The sequence below is a fragment of the Streptomyces sp. NPDC006365 genome (assembly GCF_042870755.1).
Taxonomy (GTDB): Bacteria; Actinomycetota; Actinomycetes; order Streptomycetales; family Streptomycetaceae; genus Streptomyces; species Streptomyces xiangluensis.
On record NZ_JBIAHS010000053.1, the window covers coordinates 1 to 1160 of the forward strand.

The 1160-nt window shown below is 69.0% G+C and carries 2 protein-coding genes; both read right to left on the reverse strand.

Features of this window, described 5'->3' with window-relative positions:
* Positions 1-557: transposase (locus tag ACFYO0_RS46460; RefSeq protein WP_388688533.1), on the reverse strand; the 557-nt coding region annotated here is incomplete at its 3' end.
* Between the two features lie 53 nt (positions 558-610).
* Complete coding sequence (locus ACFYO0_RS46465) at positions 611-1093, reverse strand: winged helix-turn-helix domain-containing protein (RefSeq protein ID WP_388688530.1); 483 nt, start codon at positions 1091-1093, stop codon at positions 611-613.
* Positions 1094-1160: the final 67 nt, after the last annotated feature.

A 1160-nucleotide genomic window follows, 5' to 3' on the forward strand; every position in this document is an offset into this window, starting at 1 on the left:
TACTGAGGTCTTCGGATTGTTGTCGGTCGGTGGGTGAGCGTGAGTCCGGTGCCGGTGAGGCAGCCATCGATCAGGTCGGGGCGGAACTGAATGTGGCGCAGTCCCCGGCGGAGGGTGCGTTCGAGGTGCTCGTCGTCGGTGAAGGCGGTGTTGGCCAGTGGACCACGCCGTAACAGTGACCAGACGCCCTCGACCGGGTTCAAGTCGGGTGCGTAGGAGGGAAGTTGCACGATGGTGAGCCAGTCGTGCTCGGCCTCGTAGTCCCGCATCCCGGCGGCCCGGTGGGTGTTGAGATTGTCCCAGATCAAAATGATGGGGGCTCGGAGCTGGATGTGGGCGCGCACCACCAGGTCGCGGTAGTCGGTCCAGGCGAAGGTGTCGCGTCCTTTGCCCCGATGCTTACGGTGGCGGCGCGGACGGTAGATCAGCCGCGAAGCCTCGCCCGGCTTGTAACAGCACATGGCGGCGATCGACCAGCGGCGCCAGGAGCGGCCCCGCACCCGCACCACCGGCGTATGCCCACGCCGGCCCCAGGTACGGGCACGTGGCGGCGTCATCGAGAACCCGGCCTCGTCCTCGAAGACGATGAAGGCCCCCAGCGCCGCCGCAGTCATTCCACCTGCGGCCACACGTCCTTCTTCCACAGGCCCACGGCACCCTCGTCGCGCTCCAGCGCCCGACGGGCGGGACACTGCCAGGACCAGCCATGGCGATGCATCAGCCGCCACACCGCCGCCGACGAGCAGTCCAGCCGGAACTTCCGGGCGATCAGCTCTCTGATCCGGGCCAGGGTCCAGCGCTGGTCCTCCCAGCCGTGCACGGCCGGCCCCAGCGCCAACTCCTTCTCCAGCTCGGCGAACTGGCCATCGGACAGCTTGGGCACTTTCGGCGGCCCTGTGGAGGCCAGGGCACCCGTCCCGCCCTCCCGCCAGGCACGCCGCCAGCGCTCCACCGAACGCTCACTCACCCGCAGATCCCTCGCGATCACTGCGGTCTTCTCGGCGCGAGCGAAGCGCTCGCCCGCCTCGTACCGGATCCGCTCGCGAAACCGCCGCCGCTCCGCGGTCAGGCCGCCACCCTGCGCGTACCGCATACCACCGGCCTACCGCAGGGATCACCACACGTCACCACCCCCCGACAACAATCCGAAGGGCTCAGTA

What these genes read in the sequence shown, in the direction of transcription:
- ACFYO0_RS46465 (WP_388688530.1), bottom strand. Translation starts at nt 1,093, where the DNA reads ATGCGGTACGCGCAGGGTGGCGGCCTGACCGCGGAGCGGCGGCGGTTT.